A 19,989-nucleotide genomic window follows, 5' to 3' on the forward strand; every position below is an offset into this window, starting at 1 on the left:
CCCTCAACTGCCTGCCAGGGCCTCCCGCACACTGTCGGCCACGGCGCCGGCACCGGCCTCACCCATCACGATCGTGTAGTGGTTCACGTCCGGCACCTCACGGACCCGCAGGGACGGGAGTTTCGCGGCCCAGTCGTCCAGGTAGCCGGGCGCGTAGAGGGCGGACGGCTCGTTAAGCAGCCCTCGCGGCGCCCGGAGGACCACGGTGTCCACGGCGAGCTCGTCCAGCGCTTTCAGCAGCGAAGCACCGCGGTGCAGCTCGGCGGTGTCCTCGGCCATGGCCTGGTACCGCGTGGCGGGCCGCAATTCAGGCTCCTCGCCGGTCAGGTCATAGTCCACGTAGGCCTCCACGAGCGGTCCCCAGTCACCGCTGAACGCCGGGTGCTGCCGCCAGAAGGAGCGGTACACCTCACGGCTGGGGAACGTGGCGTTGAGCCGCTCGGCGGCCGGGCCGAGCACCGAGGAGATGAGCTGCTCGTCGGAGATTCCCTCCGGGACCTGGAGCGGCAGTCCGCCGTCCACCAGCACCAGCGAGCGGACGCGCTCCGGGAACAGGTTCGCCAGGACGACCGAAGCGAAGCCGCCCATCGAGTGTCCCACCACGACGACGGGCCCCGGGGCCAGCTCCGCCAGTACGGCCGCGAGATCCTCCGCATGCGAGGGCATCCCGTACGGGGCAGGCAGGTTGTTGCTGCGGCCTCGGCCGCGCAGGTCCGGGGCGATGATCCGGACATCCGGCAGCGCCTCGGCCAGGTACGGCCAGGCCTTGTGCGAGGCGGTGACCCCGTGGACGGCCAGGATGGTCGGGGCGCCGGGGTCGTCCGGGCCCCAGATCGCGGTGTGCAGCGTGCCGCCACGGACCTCCACTTCGGCGGTGCGGTACGTGTCCTTGCTGGCTGTCTGGGTCATGGGGCTGTCCCTTCCTGGGGCGGGGTGGGGTTCGCGGTGGTTGCCGGGGCGGATCCGGGGGCGGGCGCAAGCGCCCGTTCGATGAACTGCATCATTTCCTCAAAGACTTCTTCGGGCACGTCGGGCCGGGCTCCGGCGGCGGGTTCGGCGCCTTCCTCGTCCCAGAGGACCCAGCGCATGCCGATCAGCTCGCCGATGCCCATCAGGGCCCAGGCCGCCACGGTGGGGTCCATTGCCCGGACCTCGCCGCTGAGCTGGGCCGCCTTCAGGCCTTCGATGTAGCCGTTGACGACCCGGGTGTAGTGCAGGCGCAGGGCGCCGGGCGAGACGAACTCGGCCTGTCGGATAATCCGGTACAGGGCCGGGTGCTCGGCGGTGAAGCGGAAGAAGGCCCGGAAGCCGGCCCGTTCCGCCTCGAGCCGGGTGCCGGCGCTCCGGGCGGCGTCGGTCATGGCGTGCCGGACGCGCCGGTTCAGGTCCTCAACCACTTCGTCGAAGATGGCCTGCTTGCCGTCGAAGTACAGGTAGAAGGTGCCGAGGCCAACACCGGCCGCTTCGGTGATTTTGACGATCGAGGCCTCGTGGTAGCCCGCCGAGGCGAAGACCGACTCCGCGGCCTCGAGCAGTTTGGCCCGGGTGCGTGTTCCCCGGGCGGTGCGCGGTGCGGCGCTCATGCCCGGCCCCCTGCCGCGGGGGCACCTGCCGGGGCTGGCCGCGCGGCCAGTTCCTGGCGCAGCTTGGCGCGAAGCACCTTGTTCAGTGCCGTGCGGGGCAGCGCCGCGACCATTTCGACCCGGGCCGGGACCTTGAAGCGGGCCAGCTGGGAGGCGCAGTGCTCCAGCAGCTCCTGTTCGTCGGTGGCCATGCCGGGACGGACCACCACGAAGGCCAGTCCGCTTTCGCCCCAGCGAGCGTCCTCCACCCCGACGACGGCGGCCTGCGCCACCGCGGGATGGGCCAGCAGCGCGGCCTCAACCTCGGCCGGTGCCACGTTTTCGCCGCCGGAGATGTAAATGTCCTTGAGCCGGTCCACCACCTTGATGTACCCGTCGGCGTCGCGCTCCACGAGGTCGCCGGTGCGCAGCCAGCCGCCGGCGAGGACGGCCGCCGTGGCGGCCGGGTCGCGGAAGTAGCCGGCAAACACGCCCGGGCCGCAGACCAGCAGTTCGCCGCTGGCGGCGCCGTCGAGGATTTCACCGGTGACGGGGTCCGCCACCGCGACGGCGACGTGCGGGTAGGGCTTGCCGGAATAGCCCACCATCCGTTCGGCGTCCTCGTTCGGCAGGCACAGCACGTTCGGTGAGGCCTCGGTCAGGCCGTACCCCTGGCTCAGCGCGACTCCCCGGCGGTGCCAGATCCGCAGCAGGGGCGCCGGCATCGGCGCTCCGCCGACGACGGCGTGGCGCAGGCTGCCGAGTTCGGCGTGGGCAAAATCGGGGTGTTCGGCCAGCATCAGGTACTGGGTGGGGACGCCCATCAGCATGGTCACGCCGCGCTCGGCGATGAGCTGCAGGACGCGGCCCGGATCGAAACCGCGCTCCAGGACCACGGTGGCCCCCACCCACCAGGCCAGCAGCGGCTGGATGTTCCAGCCGCCCACGTGGAACTGCGGCAGCACGGCCAGCACCACGTCGTTGCTGCCCATGTCCAGGGTGCGCGAGAGCGAGAGGTTGTTCCAGAAGCAGTTGGCGTGGGTCAGGACGGCGGCTTTGCTGGCGCCCTCGGTGCCGGAGGTGAAAATCATCAGCAGGGCATCGTCGTCGCGCACTTCCCGGCGGGGTGTGCCGGCGTCGGTGGGCGCCGCCGGGCGCACGTGCGTGGGCGGCGGTACCGACTTTTCGACGCCGCCGGGGCCGAGGGCGGCGGTCCGCGGCCGGTGCGGCAGCAGGGCGCACGCCGCGGCCGCAAGGGCGTCGAGGTCGCCTTCCACCAGCAGCAGCTGCGGCTCGGCGAGCTCCAGCTGGGCCGCGAGCTCCTTGGGCGAGAGCCGCCAGGACAGCGGCACCAGGACCAGCCCGGCCTTGGCGCAGGCGAAGAACGCCACCACGTGGTCCGAGCTGTTGCCGGTCAGGCTGGCGATCCGGTCCCCGATCCCGTAGCCCGCGGCACGGAACCCGTCGGCCAGGGCGGAGGCGCGGCGTTCCAGCTCGCTGTAGAGCAGGGTGCAGCCGCGGTCGTCGATGGCGACCCGGTGCGGGGTGGTCAGGCTGCGGTCGGTGGTCCAGCGGCCCAGGGTGTGCAGGCCATCGGCCCGGTTGGGGCCGGTCGGGTTGCTCATGCGGCGTCCTCCAGGATGTCTTGGGGCGTCTCGTTACCGCCGCTGCCGGCACGGGCGCCCCGGCGGCGGTGTGCCAGCCGCTCTGCGGTCCCGGCGAGGCCGCCGGGCAGGAAGAGCACCACCAGGATGAAGAGCGTGCCGAGGATGAACAACGGTTCTGACAACGGTACCCGCAGGATGTCCGGCAGGGACTTCACGGCCTCGGAGTTGGCCAGTGTCGTAAGCCGCTGGTCGAGGATGGTGTAAAACACGCCGCCGACCACAGCGCCCCAGCGCGAGCCCACCCCGCCCAGGACCACCATCACCAGCAGCATGATAGTGAGGTCCGAGGAGATGGCCCGCGGCACGGCTCCGCTCTGCAGCAGCAGGAAGACCATCCCGATCACGGAAACCAGGATCGCGGAGAGAACAAAGATCAGCAGCTTGACGAGGTAGGGCTGCAGGCCCAGGACCCGGACGCGCAGTTCGTTTTCGCGCACGGCGGCCGCAGCGTGCCCGGCCCGCGAGGACTGCACCCAGGTGACGATGACGAATACGGCTACCAGCACGGCCAGTGCCAGCCAGTACAGGTTGCGGGTGTTGACCACGCCGACCAGGAAGTCCGGCAGGTTGTCGGTGCGCAGCGTCATACCCTCGTCGCCGCCGGTCCTGCCGTCGGGGTTACGGCCCACGATCACGGACCCGGCCTGGGCGAACGCGAGCGTGACCATGGCGAAGGGGATGCCGCTGACGCGCAGGCTGATGCTGCCCACCACGTGGGCCAGCACGATCACGATCAGCAGGGTCAGGCCCATCGCCGGCAGCAGCGGGATGTCGAGGTTCTGCAGAATGATCGCCAGCCCGTAGACGCCGGCACCGAAGTAGAGCGCATGCCCGAAGGACAGCAGCCCGGCAACACCGAGGAGCAGGTGGTAGGTCAGGGCCGCGGCCGCCATCAGCATAGACATGGCCAGCAGCTGCAGGGACCCGGGCGTGTAGCTGGGGCCAGGCAGCACGCCCGGCAGCGAGATATTCAGCAGCGGAAGCAGGACCAGGAGCAGGACCCCTGCCGCGCCCGCGGCCCACGCCGCGAGAGTGCGGCGCGCCGGACGGCGGCGCGCTCCGCCGGGAGCGGCGCCGGGTCCTCCCCCGACGCCAGCTTTCCTGCTCCGGCGGGCTGCGCCGCCGTCGGCCGCCGGCTGTGCTGTGTTGGTGTCGGCGTTGGTGCCGTCGGTGTTGGAGGTGTCGGTTTCGGTGCTCATGCGGTTCTCCCAAGCAGGCCGGTGGGACGAAACAGCAGCACGAGCGCCAGTGCAAGCACGACGACGAAATCGCCGGTGCCGCCGAGGTAGAAGTTCGCGAACTGCTGCAGGACGGCGACCGCGACGGCGGCGATGGCCGCTCCGGTCAGCGAGCCGAGCCCGCCGATTACCGTGACGATGAAGGCGAAGATCAGCAGCGAGCCGCCGAGCATCGGTGAGACGTAGCCGAAGTAGTGCGAGGCGAGAACGCCGCCGAGGCCGGCCGCCGCCCCGCCGATGGTGAAGACGAGGGTGAAGGCCTTGCGGACGTCGATGCCGAGGGCGGTGACCATGGACCGGTTTTCCACGCCGGCGCGGATGATCATGCCGTAGCGGGTCTTCTTGAGGAAGAACACCAGCGCCAGCAGCACCAACAGGGCGGCGATGATGCAGACGAAGCGGTCGTTCGGAACCCGGGCACCGAGGATGTCGGTAGTCTCCTTGAACCACGCCGGGCCCTGGATGTACACCGGGTCGGTTCCCCACGTCCCGTCGAACAGCGCGACGGCGGCGAGGGAAAGGCCCAGCGTGACGAGCACCTGTTCGATGTGGCGCTGGTAGAGCCGGCGGATCAGGACGAATTCGGTGAACGCGGCAAAGGCGGCGCCGGCAGCGGCCCCAATGACGAGTGAGAGCAGGAAGACTCCCCAGTTGTCAGAGCCGGCGCGGCGGGCCATCTCCCAGCCGGTGAAGGCACCCAGGGTCAGGAAGGCACCGTGCGCGAAGTTCAGCACCCCCATCAGCCCGTAGATCAGGGATAGCCCGGCGGCCACGAGGAAGTACAGTGCGCCCAGGCCGAGGCCGGTGAACAGCAGCAGGACGAGGGTGCTCACAGGGCAGCGCCTTTCTGGGCTGGTTCCGCGGCGGGCTCTCCATGGGAAGCGGCGTCGCTGGAGACACCCAGATGCCGTTGGATCAGGCCGGCGTCATCGAGGAAATCGAGGGCACGGCCGGTGTGGACCACGCGCCCGCCGGAGAGTACGACGGCGCCCTCTGCAAGCTGGCGGACGACGTGCAGGTTCTGCTCGACCAGCAAAATGGGGACAGTCTTGGCCGCTTCGGCCAGGGTTTCCGCCACTTCACCGACGATCTTGGGCGCGAGGCCCTTGGTCGGCTCGTCGACCAGGAGGATCTTGTTGGTGTTCAACAGGGCCCGTGCCAGCGAGACCATCTGCTGCTGGCCGCCGGACAGCGTTCCGGCCATCTGGCCCGAGCGCGCCAGCAGGTCCGGGAAAAGTTCGTCCACCAGTTGCCTGCGCGGGGCGGCATCGCGTTCGGCAAGCCTGAGGTTCTCCGCGACAGTCAGCCCGGAAAAGACCTCACGGTCCTCCGGGACGTAACCAACACCGCGCTGGATGATCTTGAAGGTGGCTTCCTTCTCGATCCGTTCGCCGGCCAGTTCGACAATTCCCGCGCGGTCGATCAGGCCGATGATGGCCTTGATGGTGCTGGTCTTCCCGACGCCGTTGCGGCCCAGCAGTGCGGTGATTCCGGTTGCGGGGACGGTGAAGGACACATCCTCCACCACCTGCTGCCCGGCTATCCTGGCGTTAAGGCCCTCGACCCGCAGGATGGGACGGGCTTCGGTGGCGCGGTTGTCCGCTGCGGTGCTCATACAGGTTCTCCGAGGTAGGCGCTTTGCACGGTGGGATCGGCCATCACGGCGTCCGGGCTGTCCAGGGCCAGCAGGCTGCCGTGGTGCATCACGGCTACCCGGTCGACCAAGCCCAGGACGACGTCCATGTGGTGCTCCACCATCAGGACGGTGCAGCCGCGGTCCCGGTGCATGCTGCGGATGATCGAAGTGAGGGACGGGACGTCCCCCGACGCCACCCCGGCCATCGGCTCGTCGAGCAGTACGACGGCGGGATCCGTCGCCAGCAGCACGGCGATCTCCACCTTGCGCTTCTCGCCATGCGAGAGGTCCCCCGCGGCCGTCGTGAGTTTACCGGTGAGGCCGACCTCCGCGATGGTGCCCCGTGCGGTCTGGGTGGCTTCGTCCGAGGCAGACGGAAAGCGCAGAACGCTGAAGCTGCCTCCGAGTTTCGCCTGGGCGGCGAGCCGGACGTTCTCCAGCACGCTGAGCCGGGGAAACAAGTTGGAGGTCTGGAAAGTCCGTCCCAGCCCTGCCTTCGCCCGCCGGTGGATGGGCGCGGCCGTGATCTCCCTGCCGTTCAGGGTGATGCTGCCCGCGGTGGGCCGCATCACGCCGGAGATCAGGTTGAACAAGGTGGTCTTGCCGGCCCCGTTGGGGCCGATGACGCCGATCATTTCGCCGGCGCCGACGGCGAAGCTCACATCCTGAAGGATGCGCGCACCGCCAATCTGCAGTCCAAGGCCATCCACCGCGAGGGCGGGCAGAGCTGGGGTTGTCATACGGTTCCTTTGTTCTAGCTCGCTGGTCCGGGTAGCGTGCCGGGCGCCGAAGCGCCTGGCGGCTACTTCTTTTCCGGCGGGGCGACGGTGTCCCCGGGAATCACCTTGACGAGCTCGGGAGCCCAGGCATCACCCTTCTGGAGCAGCTTGGCCTGGTACATGTCCTGGATCAGGGCGTGGTCCGAAGCGCGGACGGTTTGCTTGCCCTTGGGGCCATCGAAGCTGAAGCCTTCAAGGGCCTTGACCATCGCGTCAGGGTCCGTCCCGCCGCCTTCCTTGATTGCCTGGGCGATCAGCTGGCCGAGGACAAAGCCGTCCGGGGTGAACAGATCGGCCTTGTGGCCGGCCTTCTCGACGGAGGAGATCATCTTCTTTTCCACCTCGGTGCCTGAGGCACCCGGGAAGTAGTGGCTGAGGAAGCTCATCTTGGAGCTCGCCGGGCCGTAGGCGCCGAAGCTGGACGCGTCACCGAGCCCGGTCACGACGGGGGCGGCGTCAAACACTCCCTGCTGGCTGAGCGCCTGCCACATGCTGCCCGTGGTTGCCCCGGCCCAGGCCACGAAAACCATATCCGGCTTGGTGTCGAGCAGCTGACGCGCAAACGGGGTCAGTTCCTGGTTTTCCGGGACCAGCACGGAGTCCACGGTGGCGCCCTTGGCTCCCAGGACAGCCTTGACGGCGGCGACGTTGCCTTGCCCGAACGCGTTGTCCTGTGCGAAGACGACGACCTTCTTGCCCTTGGTGTCGATGAAGGTGCCGGCGGTGGCGACGTCCTGCAGGCTTTGCCGGCCGGAACGGAAAGTGTACTTGTTAACGCCCTGGATCGCGTCGGTGGCCGCTGCCCCGGAAATGTACAGCACCTTGTTCTGCTGCGCCTGCTCCGCAAGCTTCACGGCGATACCCGACGACGCCGTGCCGCCAATAATCTTGTAGCCCTTGCCGATCATGTCCTTGGCGGCGGTGACGGCTTTGTCCGGGTCGCCGGCGTCGTCCGCGTAGGTCAGGTTGATCTTGGCGCCGTTGATTTCGCCGGTGCCGCCGGTGGCGTAGTCAATGCCGGCCTGGAGGCCCTCGTAGTAGGTGGCGCCGTAGGCCGCGAGGGGCCCGGTCTTGGAATAGATGATGCCGACGTTGACGGGCTCGGCGGCTTTGCCGGCACCGCCGGAGCCCGCCGGTGCGGCCGACCCGGCGGTGGGGGCGCAGGCGCTGAGGGCGAGCCCGGTGGCCATCACGGCGGCCATCAGGAACTTCTTTGTATCCTTCACGGGATGCCTTTCGTTGAGAATCCGCGGAATCCGGGCAGGAGATCCGGCAGGAGGTCTGACAAGGGATTGCAGCTGAACCTGAAAGGTGATTCAGATTACGGCAAATCTATGGTGCAGCTCACACGGTGTCAACGGGATTCCGCGCCCGCACGGTAACGAAACGGCAACTTTCCGGCGCTGCGTTTGTCTGCGACCCTCCCTCCGAAGCGGCGCGCAAACATCCAACCCTCCCTCCGAACCGGCGCGCAAACATCCAACCCTCCCTCAGAACCGGCGCGCAAACATCCAACCCTCCCTCAGAACCGGCGCGCAAACATCCAACCCTCCCTCAGATTCAGAGCGACTCCAACCAGCCCTCCCTCAGAACCGGCGCGCAAACATCCAACCCTCCCTCAGATCCACCCGGGACCCATCCTTTACAGCCGCGGGACACAGCGTGATGATGGTGGCGGGGCCAGACGGAGGGAATCCCACTCGGAGGAAGCATGGATCGACCGCTGCCAGGCAGCGCAAACGAGGCCCTTGAGTCATTTCTGGGGCAATGGAGCGGTACCACCCAATGGGAAGCCACCGCGTGGGGCCCGGCCCGTTCCGCCGCGGCCGAGGTCGCTTTCGCCCGCGCCGCAGCCGGTTTGGCGGTGACCATGCGCTACCGCCACACCGACGCCGACGGTGCCAAGACGGAGAGCGTCGGCGTCTTCACCATGGACCCGGACCATCCCGACACTCTCTGGTACCACGTCAACAGCATGGGCTTGCCCCCGGAGGCGCCCGCCCGGGCCAACTGGCACGACGGCACCCTGACCATCGAACGGCGCAGCGACCGCGGTACCGCCCGGCACACCCTACGGGTTCAAGACGGCCAACTGACCCACGCCGCCGGGCTGCGGCTTGGGGGCGCGAGCGAGTTCAGCCCTTTCATGACCACCGTGTGCCGCCGTGTCCCCGAGCCCGCGCCCGTCCCCACCTGATGTGAGGGAGGACCGGCGGTTTACACACCAGATCTGAGGGAGGGTCGGCGGTTTCCACGCCGAATCTGAGGGAGGACCGGCGGATTCCACACCAGATCTGAGGGAGGGCCGGCGGTTTCCACGCCGGATCTGAAGGAGGGTCGGCGGTCTACACACCGGATCTGAAGGAGGGTCGGCGGTCTACACACCGGATCTGAGGGAGGACCGGCGGTTTCCACACCGGATGTGAGGGAGGGTCGGCGGTTTCCACGCCGGATGTGAGGGAGGGTCGGCGGTTTCCACGCCGGATCTGAGGGAGGATCCGGATCAGAGGCCGAACGTCTCGGTTTCCTCGAACGGGCCTACCACGGTGACGGTCCGCGGGGCGGCCGCAAGTTCGCGCGCCAGCTCCTGGACCTCGGCCGCGGTGACGGCTTTGATCTGCCGCAGCGTCTCATCGATGTCCTGGTATTCGCCGGACACCAGCTCGGCGCGGCCCAGCCGGGACATCCGCGAGCCGGTGTCCTCGAGCGCCAGGACGATGCCGCCGCTGAGCTGGCCGACGGCCTTGCGCAGTTCCTCCTCGGAAATGCCGCCCTCGGCCAGTTTGTCCAGTTCGGCGCCCAGGAGGTCCAGGACCTGCCGGACCTTCGACGGCGTGCAGCCGGCGTACATGCCGAAGTAGCCGGCATCGGCATAGGAGGAAGCGAAGGAGTAGGTCGAGTACACCAGGCCGCGCTTCTCGCGGACCTCCTGGAACAGCCGGGAGGACATGCCCCCGCCCAGGACGGCGTTCAGCACACTCATGACGAAGCGGCGGTCATCGGTGGCCACCAGGGACGGGCAGCCCATGATGATGTTGGCCTGTTCCACCGGACGCTTGACTACGTGCAGCCCGGCGGTGCCAGTGATGGCGGCCCGCTCGGTGGAGCGGCGCTGCACCGGGGCGGCGTCGTGCTCCAGCTCCCAGCCGGCGGAGTGCAGGGCACCCACGACAAGCTCGCAGACGACGTCGTGGTCCAGTCCCCCGGCGGCGGTGATGACGAGCTCGTCCGGGCGGTAGTAGCGGCGGTAATGGTCCCAGACCGAATCCCGGGCGACGGCGCGGATGGCATCCGGCGTGCCGCCGATCGGGCGGCCCAGCGGGTGCGTGCCCAGCACGGCGGCAACAAAGTGTTCGTGGGCGACATCGGTGGGGTCATCGCTGTCCATGGCGATTTCCTCGAGGATGACGTCGCGCTCCTGCTCCATCTCCTGCGGGTCCAGCACGGCGCCGGTGATCATGTCCGCAATGACGTCGATCGCCATCGGCAGGTCCGTGTCCAGCACCCGGGCGAAGTAGCAGGTACTCTCCTTGGCGGTGGCGGCGTTCGACTCACCGCCCACCTCATCAAAGGCGGACGCGATTTCCAGCGCGGTGCGCCGCTTGGTGCCCTTGAACAGCAGGTGCTCCAGGAAGTGGGTGGAGCCGTGCTGCCCCGGGGCCTCGTCACGCGAGCCAACGCCGACCCAGAAGCCGATGGTCGCGGAGCGCTGCCCCGGCATCGCCTCGGTCAGCACCCGGACACCGCCGGGCAGCACCGAGCGCCGCACCTGCGAGCCGCCGTCGGCGCCGTGGATGAGGGTGTCAGCGTGCTGGTTCTGCTCAAGCGGCAGGGGGACGACAGTCATTAAGGCCTTTCAATAAAACCGTCACGGGAAACGTGCCAAATCTGCCTGCAATCCTACCTGCCTTTAACGGCAGCGGGGCCGGTGGACGAATCCACCGGCCCCGCTGCGCGAGTCAGGAAAGACTACTCTGCGGACTCCACGGAGACCTCAGTGTTGGCAGCGTCCGCAGACCCTTCCTCGTCGGCCACGACGGGCGAGAGGGAGAGCTTGCCGCGGTCGTCGATCTTGGTGATTTCCACCTGGATCTTCTGGCCTACGGCAACGACGTCCTCGACGTTGTCCACGCGCTTGCCGCCGGCGATCTTGCGCAGCTCGGAGATGTGCAGCAGACCGTCCTTGCCCGGGGTCAGGGAAACGAAGGCGCCGAAGGTCGTGGTCTTGACGACCGTGCCCAGGTAGCGCTCGCCGATTTCCGGCACCTGCGGGTTGGCAATGGCGTTGATCGCGGACCGTGCTGCGTCGGCAGACGGGCCGTTCGTGGCGCCGATGTAGACGGTTCCGTCGTCCTCGATCGAGATGTCGGCTCCGGTGTCTTCCTGGATCTGGTTGATCATCTTGCCCTTCGGGCCGATGACCTCGCCGATCTTGTCTACCGGGATCTTGACCGCGATGACGCGCGGCGCGAACTCGGAGAGCTCGTCCGGGGTGTCGATCGCGGAGTTCAGCACGTCCAGGATGTGCAGGCGGGCTTCGCGGGCCTGCTTCAGGGCGGCAGCCAGGACCGAGGCCGGGATACCGTCGAGCTTCGTGTCCAGCTGGATGGCCGTGACGAACTCGGAGGTACCGGCAACCTTGAAGTCCATGTCGCCGAAGGCATCTTCGGCGCCGAGGATGTCGGTCAGCGCGGCGTAGCGGGTCTGGCCGTCAACCTGGTCGGAGACCAGGCCCATGGCGATACCGGCGACGGCGGCCTTCAGCGGCACGCCTGCGTTCAGCAGGGACAGCGTGGAGGCGCAGACGGAACCCATCGACGTCGAACCGTTGGAGCTGAGTGCCTCAGACACCTGGCGGATGGCGTAGGGGAATTCCTCGCGGGACGGCAGCACCGGCATGATGGCGCGTTCTGCGAGGGCGCCGTGGCCGATTTCGCGGCGCTTGGGGGAACCGACGCGGCCCGTCTCGCCGGTGGAGTACGGCGGGAAGTTGTAGTTGTGCATGTAGCGCTTGCGCGTCACCGGAGACAGCGAGTCGATCTGCTGTTCCATCTTGAGCATGTTCAGCGTGGTGACACCCATGATCTGGGTCTCGCCGCGTTCGAAGATGGCCGAGCCGTGGACGCGGGGCAGAACCTCAACCTCGGCGGTGAGCTGGCGGATGTCCGTCAGGCCACGGCCGTCGATGCGGATCTGGTCCTTGAGGATGCGCTGGCGCACGACCTGCTTGGTGACGGAGCGGAAGGCTGCGGACAGCTCCTTCTCGCGGCCTTCGAACTGGCCGGCCAGGGAGGAGATGACCTCGTCCTTGAGCTCGTCGGAGGCGGTGTCCCGCTCCTGCTTGTCGGCGATCTGGAAGACAGCGGCCAGCTTCTCGGCGGCAGCGGACTCCACACCGGCGTAGACGTCGTCCTGGTAATCCAGGAAGACCGGGAACTCGACGGTCGGCTTGGCGGCGCGGGCTGCCAGGTCGGACTGCGCTTCGCAAAGGGCCTTGATGAACGGCTTGGCAGCCTCGAGCCCCTCGGAAACGATCTCTTCGGTCGGGGCGGTGGCGCCCTGTTCCTTGATCAGGTTCCAGGAGTTGTCCGTGGCTTCGGCTTCAACCATCATGATGGCGACGTCGTCACCGGCGATACGGCCGGCCACAACCATGTTGAAGACGGCGTTCTCCAGCTGGGAGTGCTTCGGGAATGCAACCCACTGCGAGCCGTTCTCGTCGGCGACGAGGGCAACGCGGACGCCGCCGATCGGGCCGGAGAAGGGCAGGCCGGAGAGCTGGGTGGACATCGAGGACGCGTTGATCGCGACGACGTCGTACAGTTCGTCCGGGTTGATGGACAGCACGGTGACGACGATCTGGACCTCGTTGCGGAGGCCCTTCACGAACGCGGGGCGCAGCGGGCGGTCCATCAGGCGGCAGGCCAGGATGGCTTCCGTCGAGGGGCGGCCTTCGCGGCGGAAGAATGAGCCCGGGATGCGGCCCGCGGCGTACATGCGCTCTTCGACGTCGACGGTCAGCGGGAAGAAATCAAAACCTTCGCGCGGGTGCTTGCCGGCGGTGGTTGCGGACAGCAGCGCGGTCTCTTCATCGATGTAGACCATGGCTGCGCCGGCTGCCTGCTTGGCAAGGCGGCCGGTTTCAAAGCGGATAACCCGCTTGCCGAAGCGGCCATTGTCAATGACGGCTTCTGAGAACTGGATTTCGGGACCCTCCAAGAGAGTCACCTCCGTTTCTTGATTTACGGAGTCCAGCCGCATCAACCCAGTCCAGCATCTGTCTACTGGCCTGCACTGCACCCGGTCATCGATCGAGATCCACGGGCTAAAGCCACAGTTCCTTGTGGCCGTTCCCGGAGATCACTACCGAGGACCGCGAATGCGTGATGCGGTTGATCCTCCTGTTGAGTTTTTTTGAAGAAGGCGGCCCCTTCCCGATGGAAGGGGCCGCCCCTTAGAGCTGACTAGCGGCGCAGGCCGAGGCGCTCGATGAGCGCACGGTAGCGGTTGATGTCAGTGTTCTTGAGGTAGGTGAGCATACGCTTGCGACGACCAACCATGGCCAGCAGACCGCGCTGGGTGTGGTAATCGTGCTTGTGTTCCTTCATGTGCTCAGTCAGATCCTTGATCCGCTGGGTCAGGACTGCAACCTGGACCTCCGGCGAACCGGTGTCGCCCTCGGACGTTGCGAAATCCTTCATGATGGACTGCTTTACAGCGGCTTCAAGTGCCACGATAACTCCTAGAGATGTGCCGTGAGGCCCGAAACAGTAATTCACTGCCGGGGGTGCCGCGCCGGAATCCTTATCCCCTCGGGACGGGATTCCTACACAACAAGAGCCAGCCGCCACGGACTGCAGCCGGATCCAACGTTTAGTTTACTGGCACGCCGCCGAAGTTGTCTAAACCGCCCGGAGCGGTGGCTGGCGCGCCGCCCGCTTATCCGGCGTCGGCCAGCAGCCCGCGGATCGCCGCGACGCCCCGGTGCAGCTCGGCGAACGAGGTGCTCAGCGGCGACAGGCCGATCCGGATGCCCTGCGGCGCCCGGAAGTCCGGGATCACGTCCTGCTCCCACAGGGCCGCCGTCATTTCGCGGAACGCCGGGTGGTCCACCGTGATGTGGCTGCCGCGCCGCTCCGGGTCGCGCGGCGTTGCCAGCAGCACCCCGGCCGGTTCCAGCCAGGCGTCATGGAGTTCGACGGCGAACGCGGTCAGCAGGCGGGACTTCTCCCGGACGGCGGCCATCCCTACTTCCTCCAGCAGGTCCAGGGTGCCGCGCATGGCGAGCATGCCGAAGACGGCGGGGGTGCCGCTGAGGAACCCGCGGATGCCGGGCGCCGGCTCGTAGCCTGGCCCCATTTCGAAGGCGTCCTTGCGCCCCATCCAGCCCCAGATCGGCTGCTGCAGGCCGGGCAGGTGCCGGGTGTTGACGTAGGCGAACGCGGGTGAGCCCGGTCCCCCGTTCAGGTATTTGTAGGTGCAGCCGGCGGCGAAGTCGACGCCGGCAGCGTCCAGGCCGATTTCCACCGAACCGGCAGAGTGGCACAGGTCCCACACCACCAGGGCGCCGGCGTCGTGCACGGCGGCGGTGATAGCGGGCAGGTCCGCGAGGAAACCGGAGCGGTAGGCAATCTGGCTCAGGACCACGACGGCGGTGGCCGGGCCGGTGGCGGCGCGCACCTGTTCCACGGTGACGCCGGAGGCCGGGTCGGCCTCGATCCAGCGCAGCGTGAGGCCCTCTTCGCGGGCGATGCCCTCGACGAGGTAGCGGTCGGTCGGGAAGTTGTCGGTATCCAGCACGATCTCGGTGCGTTCCGGGTCCGTGACGGCGGCCAGGGCGGCGCGGATCAACTTGTAGAGCACCACGGTGGTGGAGTCCGCGATGATGGTCTGGCCCGGGGCGGCGCCGAGCACGGCGCGGCCCAACTGTTCCCCGATGGCCTGCGGGAGTTCCAGCCATTCCTCGTCCCAGCCGCGGATCAGGCGCCCGCCCCAGCTGTCCTGGATGAAGCTGCTGATGTCCGTGACGGTGCGCTTCAGCGGCCGGCCCAGCGAATTGCCGTCGAGGTAGGACAGGTCCGTGTCGGTGCCGACGAAGTGGCCGCGGTAGGAGGCGAGGGGGTCCGCGGCGTCGAGGTCGAGGGCCCGCTGCCACAGGGCGTCGGCGGCCTGGCCGGCCGGTTCGACGCTCACTGCCCGATCTCCGTGCGGACGGCGAACAGTTCGGGGAAGAAGGTCAGTTCGAGCGCTTTTTGCAGGAAGGCGGCGCCGCTGGAGCCACCGGTGCCGGCCTTCATGCCGATGGTGCGCTGCACGGTCCGCAGGTGCCGGAAGCGCCAGAGCTGGAAGTTATCCTCCAGGTCCACGAGTTCCTCGCAGGCCTCGTAGGCGCCCCAGTTGCTGGCCGCGTTTTCGTAGATGTGCTTGAAGACCGGGACCAGCTCCGGGCAGAACTCGTGGGCCCGGCTCACATCCCGGTTGAGTACCGAGTCCGGCACGTCGAAACCCTGGCGCTTGAGGTAGGCGAGGAAGTCGTCGTAGATGCTCGGGGATTCGAGCAGTTCCAACAGCATGCCGTGGGCTTCGGGGTCCGACTCGAACACCGGGAGCATCTTGCGGTTCTTGTTGCCGAGCAGAAATTCCACCGCGCGGTATTGGCTGGACTGGAAGCCTGAGGAGTTGCCGAGGAAGCCGCGGAACTGGGAGTACTCGGTGGGCGTCAGGGTGGCCAGTACGGACCACTGCTCGGTCAAGGTCTTCTGGATGTGCTTGACCCGGGCGATGGCCTTAAGGGCGGATCCGAGGTCGTCGGTACGGAGCCAGGCCGCGGCGCTGCGGAGTTCGTGCAGCACGAGCTTGAGCCAGAGTTCCGTGGTCTGGTGCTGGATGATGAACAGCATCTCGTCGTGGTGCTCCGGCTCGCTGACCGGCTGCTGGGCGCTGAGCAGGGTCGGCAACTGCAGGTACGAGGCGTAGCTCATCCGGGAGCTGAAGTCGCGGACAATATCCTTGTCCAACTCCCGCGTGTTCTTCTCAATCGTCACTACTGGCCTTCCATGCCGAACGGGGCGCGCTAACCGGCGAACAGGATGTCATGCGCCTGGACGACGTCCAGTCGCATCTGCTCAACCAGCGCTTCAGGGCCACGGTACGCGACCATACCGCGCAACCGGGCCACGAATTCGACCACGACTGTCTGGCCGTACAGATCGAAGTCTTCGACCGCCTCCTCCGGGCGGTCGATTACGTGCGCTTCGACCTGCCGGCTGACGCCGTCGAAGGTCGGGTTGGAGCCGACGGAGATGGCGGCCGGCCAGCGCGTGCCGGCCTGGTCTACGAGCCAGCCGGCGTAGATGCCGTCCGCGGGAATGTAGCCGCTGGCGTCGGAGGAGAGATTGGCCGTGGGGAAACCGAGATCGCGGCCGCGGGCGGCCCCGTGAACCACCTCTCCGCGCATCCGGTGCGGCCGGCCCAGGACGGCGGCGGCGGTGGCGACGTCGCCCTCCCGCAGGGCTTCGCGAACCCAGGTCGAGGAGCAGCGCCGGTCCCCGGCGCCGCCGTCGTCTGCGTCATCGCTGCGGTGCACCGGATAGCCCTCGGAACCAAACTCGCTGATGACCTGGACCTCGAAGCCGAGCTTCTCCCCCAGCTCCTTCATGGTGTCCAGGTCTCCGGAGTTCCCGCGGCCGAAGCGGGCATCGTGGCCGATGACCACATGGCTGGCCTTGAGCGCGTCGACGAGCACGGAGGAAACAAATTCCTCGGGCGTGAGGCTGGCCAATTCCAGCGAATACTTCATCACCAGGACGGCATCCAGGCCCACCTCGCCGAGGGCAACGAGCTTGTCCTCCAAGCCCATGATGAGCTCGGGGGCGGATTCGGGGCGGTGCACCTGCGCCGGGTGCGGGTCAAAGGTGATGGCGACAGCGCGGGCGTGGTTCAGGCGGGCGGTGCGGATGAGCTGCGAGAGCACCTGCTGGTGGCCGCGGTGCACGCCGTCGAAGTTGCCGAACGTCACCACGGAGGGGCCGAAGTCCGCGGGGACTTCGGACGGATCGTTCCAGATGTGGACCATCTACCTCGCCTTTTGCTGCCTGCCATGAACTTCTCCGGAGGGTTGGGCCGGCTCCGGAACTCTCTAAGATTACCCGCAATCGCCCCGGTTCCCGGACGGCACCCGCGGCGTCGGCGGCCGCCTTTCCGCCCTCCCGGGCCCGGGCTACGATGCAAGGGCACCAGTTCGGCGACGGCCAAGCGGCCGCCGCCGCCATCAATGCACGCGGCGCGTCCCGCGGCTGAAGGAGAACGCCATGACTGAGCTTCAGGACATCCTCGGGCAGATCCCGGTAGACCAGATCGCCGACATGCTCGGGACCGACCGGCAGACCGCCCAGACAGCACTGGAGGCCGCCGTGCCCACACTCCTCGCCGGGCTGCACAGCAACGCACAGGCTCCGGAGGGCGCGGCCTCGCTGGAATCCGCCCTGAGCCAGCACCACGACGGGCTGGTCGACGGCGGTGTGGATGCCGCGCGGGTAGATACTGCCGACGGCGAAAAGATCGTGAACCATGTGTTCGGCGGCCGGCAGGACCAGGTCGCGAACCAGCTGGCGGGCACCGCGCAGCTGGGCGGAGTGGGCGGGGACCTGGTCCGCAAGCTCCTCCCCCTGCTCGCACCGATCGTTATGTCCTACCTCGCCAACAAGGTCCTGGGCGGACGCGGCCAGGCGGGCGGCGGCGCCCTTGGGGGCGGCGCCGGCGGCGGCCAGGACTCCGGTGCCGGTGCCGGGGGCATCGACCTGGGCGGCATCCTGGGCGGAATTCTTGGCGGTGCGGGCGGCGCCGGCGGCGGCCTGGGCGACATCCTCGGCGGCATCCTGGGCGGCGGGCAGCAGCGCACGGCCAATGAGGCAGTAGCCCCCGACGCCGGCGGCCCGAACAACGCCGCCGAGCCCGAACTGCAGCCCCAGGCTGTCCCGCAGGGCCAGCCGTCCGGCAACGAACCCCGCCCGGGCGAGCTGATCGACATCGACCTCCCCGGACAGCAGGAAGACGCGCCGCAGGACACGCAGGGCGACACCCGGAAGAACGACGGCGGCCTCGGCGGCCTGCTGGGCGGACTGTTCGGGAAGAAATAGCGTCCGCGTACCCGCGGGGGCGGCCCGTACCGGGCAGGGCCCTTGCCGGACCCGGCGTCGGGCCTTTGACGACGCCGGGCCGTCCGCCGTCGACCGGCGGGGTGCGCCAATCCGCTGACGCGGGCCGGCCTCGTCTGGAGGTGCGCGGCGGCCCTACCGGGCCGGTTGCGGGTCCCCTTCCGGGAGGCTCTGGAGCCACGCCTCGAGTTCGCGGGGGTGTTGGAAGATGATGACCTCCGCGGTGCCCGGGGAGCTCTCCAGTTCCCGCATGACCCGCCGTTTGCGGCTGAACGAGCGGAAGTGCCAGCCGATGATTGAATCGGGCGCGAGGAGGCGGCCGAGAGTTTCCCGGTTTCCGTTGCAGACTTCTTCCCGCGCGATGATCCGGCGAAGTGAGCGCCGGACCAACCGGAGCAGTGAAAGCCACCGCGGATAGTCCAGGCCCACGATCAGGTCCGCGCGCGGGACAACCAGGTCACGCCAGACTCCGTAGGCACTGTCGAGGACCCACTGGTCCTGGCCGGCGATGCGCGCTGCGAGCTCTCGCTGCTTGGCCGTGTCCGGCTGGCGCCAGCCCGGAAGCCAGCCGATGTCGTCGTCGGCAGAGAACTCGGGCAGTCCGGCCCGGTCCGCGTAGGCGCGGGCCGCCGAGGACTTGCCGCTTCCGGTGACACCGTAGAAGAGGACCCGCGACGGAGCGGCAATTGGGTTTCGGGGATGCACGAACATCAGCATGCCACACTGGTCCAATGCCCCAGATCCCTGTCACTGCCAATGCCGAGGTGTCCGACAGCGAGGTCCTGGCCCTATACGAATCGGTCGGGTGGGCCGCCTACACCCGGGACCCCGAACTGCTGGTGCGGGCCATCCATAACTCGTCGTTCGTGGTCACCGCACGCGGTGCCGGCGGTGAACTTGTTGGCCTTGCCCGGGCCGTCTCGGACGACGCGACGATCTGTTATCTGCAGGACATCCTCGTGGCTCCGGAGTTCCAGGGAAACGGGGTGGGACGGCAGCTGGTGACAGCCGTGCAGGCCCGCTACGGGCACGTCCGGCAGACCGTCCTGCTCACCGACGACGAACCGGGCCAGCGCGCCTTCTACGAGGCCCTCGGTTTCACGGAGGGCGCGGACTTCAGCTCCGGGCCCCTGCGGGTTTTCGCGCTGTTCCGTTGACGTGCGCCGGCCCGGCGGCGGCTTCCCGTAGACCTTGTTGCCCGACGGCGGTTATGGTCTGAGCATGCGCAGAATGGCGGGGGCAGCGATCATCGTCGTCCTCTCGGGAGTGCTGCTCTGCGGTTGCTGGCTCGTGCCGGTCACCCGCACGGACGTCTGCGTCGACTGGGTCCGCTTCGAGACGATGCAGCAGCGTTTCGACCACGCCGGCGCGGTTCTGGTCGGCAAGCCACTGCAGCGGGACGGCGACGTCCGAATCTACGGTTATCAGGCCAACGTCCACGTGGTGGAAGTAGAGAAGGTGCTCAAGGGCAGTGTTGCCCAAGGTACCGTCCGGATCGCGGCCATGCCCGTTACGTGCGGAAAGACTTACCCCGACGGCGACCCCCTGGACGCCGGGGACAGGCTGCTTTTTTTCGTGACGGAACAGAACGGCCAGTGGTTCACGATGACCCCGGAGCAGGGCGCCGTCCCGTTCCCGGCGGGCACACCGCTTCCGTTCAAGACCGGGTGATCGGTGCTTCAGGGTGCAGTAAGCCGGTACACCGACACGTGGCTGCGCGATTCGCCGGTGAATTCGCTGCCGTCCCAGTCCGACCACCTGGATTCCAGCTCAAGTCCGGCCAGCCGCGCCATCAGATGGAACCCAGCAATCCTGACGGCGCCGTGGTCGTGACTGGTCGCGGAGCTCCTGGACGACGCCCCCTCGTGACCGTGCGGATTCCGGTCGTTAGGGTGCGTGGTTCAGCATCTGAAGTAGTGGTTTCTTCGGGGTGTTTGGTGGGGGTCGAGGT

The 19,989-nt window shown here is 68.0% G+C and carries 19 protein-coding genes and 1 pseudogene; 4 read left to right on the top strand and 16 right to left on the bottom strand.

Annotation, left to right across the window (positions count from 1 at the left end; all coding sequences use genetic code 11):
- Positions 1-3 precede the first annotated feature (3 nt).
- The 8 genes from ABIN76_RS11260 to ABIN76_RS11295 form a co-directional block, all read right to left on the bottom strand.
- Positions 4-909, bottom strand: coding sequence for an alpha/beta hydrolase (locus ABIN76_RS11260; protein ID WP_346959793.1), 906 nt, complete (start codon positions 907-909; stop codon positions 4-6).
- Positions 906-1,583 (bottom strand): TetR/AcrR family transcriptional regulator, encoded by a 678-nt coding sequence (locus ABIN76_RS11265; protein WP_346959794.1) that lies wholly within the window; start codon positions 1,581-1,583, stop codon positions 906-908. Before ABIN76_RS11265 ends, ABIN76_RS11260 begins: the two co-directional genes overlap by 4 nt.
- Positions 1,580-3,187: an AMP-binding protein gene (locus ABIN76_RS11270; protein WP_346959795.1), complete on the bottom strand. Its 1,608-nt coding sequence runs from the start codon at positions 3,185-3,187 to the stop codon at positions 1,580-1,582. Before ABIN76_RS11270 ends, ABIN76_RS11265 begins: the two co-directional genes overlap by 4 nt.
- Entirely contained in the window at positions 3,184-4,428 is a 1,245-nt protein-coding gene (locus ABIN76_RS11275) for a branched-chain amino acid ABC transporter permease (RefSeq protein ID WP_346959796.1), read from the bottom strand. The genes ABIN76_RS11270 and ABIN76_RS11275 overlap by 4 nt, the downstream gene beginning before the upstream one ends.
- Positions 4,425-5,300 carry a branched-chain amino acid ABC transporter permease gene (locus ABIN76_RS11280; RefSeq protein ID WP_346959797.1) on the bottom strand — a complete coding sequence of 292 codons (876 nt, stop codon included), beginning with the start codon at positions 5,298-5,300 and terminating at the stop codon, positions 4,425-4,427. The genes ABIN76_RS11275 and ABIN76_RS11280 overlap by 4 nt, the downstream gene beginning before the upstream one ends.
- Positions 5,297-6,082 carry an ABC transporter ATP-binding protein gene (locus ABIN76_RS11285; RefSeq protein ID WP_346959798.1) on the bottom strand — a complete coding sequence of 262 codons (786 nt, stop codon included), beginning with the start codon at positions 6,080-6,082 and terminating at the stop codon, positions 5,297-5,299. The genes ABIN76_RS11280 and ABIN76_RS11285 overlap by 4 nt, the downstream gene beginning before the upstream one ends.
- Complete coding sequence (locus tag ABIN76_RS11290) at positions 6,079-6,843, bottom strand: ABC transporter ATP-binding protein (RefSeq protein ID WP_346959799.1); 765 nt, start codon at positions 6,841-6,843, stop codon at positions 6,079-6,081. The genes ABIN76_RS11285 and ABIN76_RS11290 overlap by 4 nt, the downstream gene beginning before the upstream one ends.
- A gap of 62 nt (positions 6,844-6,905) precedes the next feature.
- Positions 6,906-8,108 carry a substrate-binding domain-containing protein gene (locus ABIN76_RS11295; protein WP_346959800.1) on the bottom strand — a complete coding sequence of 401 codons (1,203 nt, stop codon included), beginning with the start codon at positions 8,106-8,108 and terminating at the stop codon, positions 6,906-6,908.
- A 485-nt stretch (positions 8,109-8,593) separates the two neighbouring features.
- Between ABIN76_RS11295 and ABIN76_RS11300 the strand changes: the two genes are divergently transcribed.
- Positions 8,594-9,079 (top strand): DUF1579 domain-containing protein, encoded by a 486-nt coding sequence (locus tag ABIN76_RS11300; RefSeq protein ID WP_346959801.1) that lies wholly within the window; start codon positions 8,594-8,596, stop codon positions 9,077-9,079.
- A 306-nt stretch (positions 9,080-9,385) separates the two neighbouring features.
- Here the strand turns inward: ABIN76_RS11300 and ABIN76_RS11305 are convergent, their stop codons facing one another.
- The 6 genes from ABIN76_RS11305 to ABIN76_RS11330 form a co-directional block, all read right to left on the bottom strand.
- The gene (locus ABIN76_RS11305) at positions 9,386-10,729 is read right to left on the bottom strand and encodes a pitrilysin family protein (RefSeq protein WP_346959802.1); all 1,344 of its coding nucleotides are present in this window, start codon (positions 10,727-10,729) and stop codon (positions 9,386-9,388) included.
- Between the two features lie 122 nt (positions 10,730-10,851).
- Positions 10,852-13,101: a polyribonucleotide nucleotidyltransferase gene (locus tag ABIN76_RS11310; RefSeq protein WP_346959819.1), complete on the bottom strand. Its 2,250-nt coding sequence runs from the start codon at positions 13,099-13,101 to the stop codon at positions 10,852-10,854.
- Positions 13,102-13,346: 245 nt separating this feature from the next.
- Positions 13,347-13,616 carry a 30S ribosomal protein S15 gene (rpsO, locus tag ABIN76_RS11315; protein ID WP_138769772.1) on the bottom strand — a complete coding sequence of 90 codons (270 nt, stop codon included), beginning with the start codon at positions 13,614-13,616 and terminating at the stop codon, positions 13,347-13,349.
- Between the two features lie 205 nt (positions 13,617-13,821).
- Positions 13,822-15,075 carry a kynureninase gene (gene kynU / locus ABIN76_RS11320; protein ID WP_346959803.1) on the bottom strand — a complete coding sequence of 418 codons (1,254 nt, stop codon included), beginning with the start codon at positions 15,073-15,075 and terminating at the stop codon, positions 13,822-13,824.
- Complete coding sequence (gene kynA, locus ABIN76_RS11325; protein ID WP_346959804.1) at positions 15,072-15,926, bottom strand: tryptophan 2,3-dioxygenase; 855 nt, start codon at positions 15,924-15,926, stop codon at positions 15,072-15,074. Before kynA ends, kynU begins: the two co-directional genes overlap by 4 nt.
- 29 nt (positions 15,927-15,955) lie before the next feature.
- Positions 15,956-16,957 (bottom strand): bifunctional riboflavin kinase/FAD synthetase, encoded by a 1,002-nt coding sequence (locus ABIN76_RS11330; RefSeq protein WP_346959805.1) that lies wholly within the window; start codon positions 16,955-16,957, stop codon positions 15,956-15,958.
- Between the two features lie 235 nt (positions 16,958-17,192).
- Here ABIN76_RS11330 and ABIN76_RS11335 point away from each other — a divergent pair, with 235 nt between their 5' ends.
- Positions 17,193-18,020 (top strand): DUF937 domain-containing protein, encoded by an 828-nt coding sequence (locus ABIN76_RS11335; protein WP_346959806.1) that lies wholly within the window; start codon positions 17,193-17,195, stop codon positions 18,018-18,020.
- Positions 18,021-18,173: 153 nt separating this feature from the next.
- Here ABIN76_RS11335 and ABIN76_RS11340 read toward each other — a convergent pair whose 3' ends face one another.
- Positions 18,174-18,743: an adenylate kinase gene (locus tag ABIN76_RS11340; RefSeq protein ID WP_346959807.1), complete on the bottom strand. Its 570-nt coding sequence runs from the start codon at positions 18,741-18,743 to the stop codon at positions 18,174-18,176.
- 26 nt (positions 18,744-18,769) lie between these two features.
- Here ABIN76_RS11340 and ABIN76_RS11345 point away from each other — a divergent pair, with 26 nt between their 5' ends.
- Together ABIN76_RS11345 and ABIN76_RS11350 are read left to right on the top strand one after the other, a co-directional pair.
- Positions 18,770-19,195: a GNAT family N-acetyltransferase gene (locus ABIN76_RS11345; protein ID WP_346959808.1), complete on the top strand. Its 426-nt coding sequence runs from the start codon at positions 18,770-18,772 to the stop codon at positions 19,193-19,195.
- A 64-nt stretch (positions 19,196-19,259) separates the two neighbouring features.
- Positions 19,260-19,709 carry a hypothetical protein gene (locus tag ABIN76_RS11350; protein ID WP_346959809.1) on the top strand — a complete coding sequence of 150 codons (450 nt, stop codon included), beginning with the start codon at positions 19,260-19,262 and terminating at the stop codon, positions 19,707-19,709.
- Positions 19,710-19,717: 8 nt separating this feature from the next.
- On the opposite strand, the pseudogene ABIN76_RS11355 reads toward ABIN76_RS11350, so the two are convergent.
- Positions 19,718-19,834, bottom strand: a pseudogene (locus ABIN76_RS11355) (SAM-dependent methyltransferase); the annotation flags it as partial.
- Positions 19,835-19,989 lie beyond the last annotated feature (155 nt).

The organism is uncultured Arthrobacter sp. (assembly GCF_964021775.1).
Classification (GTDB): domain Bacteria; phylum Actinomycetota; class Actinomycetes; order Actinomycetales; family Micrococcaceae; genus Arthrobacter.

Bases quoted from the DNA above. Each gene is read 5' to 3' on its own strand.
- ABIN76_RS11260 (WP_346959793.1), bottom strand. From the start codon at position 909: ATGACCCAGACAGCCAGCAAGGACACGTACCGCACCGCCGAAGTGGAG.
- ABIN76_RS11265 (WP_346959794.1), bottom strand. From the start codon at position 1,583: ATGAGCGCCGCACCGCGCACCGCCCGGGGAACACGCACCCGGGCCAAA.
- ABIN76_RS11270 (WP_346959795.1), bottom strand. From the start codon at position 3,187: ATGAGCAACCCGACCGGCCCCAACCGGGCCGATGGCCTGCACACCCTG.
- ABIN76_RS11275 (WP_346959796.1), bottom strand. From the start codon at position 4,428: ATGAGCACCGAAACCGACACCTCCAACACCGACGGCACCAACGCCGAC.
- ABIN76_RS11285 (WP_346959798.1), bottom strand. From the start codon at position 6,082: ATGAGCACCGCAGCGGACAACCGCGCCACCGAAGCCCGTCCCATCCTG.
- ABIN76_RS11290 (WP_346959799.1), bottom strand. From the start codon at position 6,843: ATGACAACCCCAGCTCTGCCCGCCCTCGCGGTGGATGGCCTTGGACTG.
- ABIN76_RS11300 (WP_346959801.1), top strand. From the start codon at position 8,594: ATGGATCGACCGCTGCCAGGCAGCGCAAACGAGGCCCTTGAGTCATTT.
- ABIN76_RS11305 (WP_346959802.1), bottom strand. From the start codon at position 10,729: ATGACTGTCGTCCCCCTGCCGCTTGAGCAGAACCAGCACGCTGACACC.
- ABIN76_RS11330 (WP_346959805.1), bottom strand. From the start codon at position 16,957: ATGGTCCACATCTGGAACGATCCGTCCGAAGTCCCCGCGGACTTCGGC.
- ABIN76_RS11335 (WP_346959806.1), top strand. From the start codon at position 17,193: ATGACTGAGCTTCAGGACATCCTCGGGCAGATCCCGGTAGACCAGATC.
- ABIN76_RS11345 (WP_346959808.1), top strand. From the start codon at position 18,770: ATGCCCCAGATCCCTGTCACTGCCAATGCCGAGGTGTCCGACAGCGAG.
- ABIN76_RS11350 (WP_346959809.1), top strand. From the start codon at position 19,260: ATGCGCAGAATGGCGGGGGCAGCGATCATCGTCGTCCTCTCGGGAGTG.